The organism is Dietzia sp. DQ11-44 (genome assembly GCF_014145205.1).
Classification (GTDB): domain Bacteria; phylum Actinomycetota; class Actinomycetes; order Mycobacteriales; family Mycobacteriaceae; genus Dietzia; species Dietzia natronolimnaea.
Window position 1 is genome coordinate 1 of record NZ_JAALEC010000398.1, and the last position, 936, is coordinate 936.

The 936-nt window shown below is 74.1% G+C and carries 1 protein-coding gene; it reads left to right on the plus strand.

The genetic code is table 11. From position 1 onward, the window contains the following. The coding region (locus tag G6018_RS10480) for a deoxyribodipyrimidine photo-lyase (protein WP_206685264.1) at nt 1-887 on the plus strand (887 nt) is incomplete at its 5' end. Nucleotides 888-936 lie beyond the last annotated feature (49 nt).

Sequence of the window (936 nt, forward strand, 5' to 3'; positions counted from 1 at the left end):
CGTGGGCCGCGGACCCCGACTCGGGCGCGTCCGAGGACGTCGACCCCGGGCCGGGAGGCGCGGGGCGCGGGGGAGAGGCCGGGGAGCAGGCGGCCCTCGCGCGGTGGCGGGAATTCCTGCACGAGGACCTGACCTCGTACGGCGATCAGCGGGACCGGCCCGACCTCGACACGACCAGCCGACTGTCCGTGCACCTGAAGTACGGGGAGATCCACCCGCGCACGATCCTGGCCGAGCTCGCCGATCACCCCGGCTCGGACTCCGAGGGCGCGCGTCGGTTCGTCACCGAGCTGGCGTGGCGCGAGTTCTACGCGGACGTCCTGTGGCACCGGCCCCGCTCCGCCTGGCGCGATCTCCGGGACACGCTGGAGGGGATGGACTACGACGAGGGCCCGGAGACCGCCGCGCTCGTCGAGGCGTGGCAACAGGGGCTGACCGGCTACCCGTTCGTGGACGCCGGGATGCGGCAGCTGCGGGCCGAGGGGTGGATGCACAACCGCGTCCGGATGGTCACCGCGAGCTTCCTGGTCAAGGACCTCCACGTGTGGTGGCCGTCCGGGGCCCGGTACTTCCTCGACCACCTGCGGGACGGCGACCTGGCCTCCAACAACCACGGGTGGCAGTGGGTGGCCGGGACCGGCACCGACGCCTCGCCGTACTTCCGGGTGTTCAACCCCGTCACCCAGGGGGTGAAGTTCGATCCGGACGGCGACTACGTGCGCCGGTGGATCCCCGAGCTCGCGCACCTGTCGGGCGCCGCCGCCCACGAACCGTGGCGAGCGGCGGACGGATACGACCACGGGTACCCCGAGCGCATCGTGGACCACGCCGAGGAGCGCCGCGAGACCCTCCGTCGCTACGACCGCGCCCGCGGCGACGGGAGCTGACGGGCCCGGCGGGTCACCTGCAGGGACCCGGCTCGGGGCCGGGCCGCCC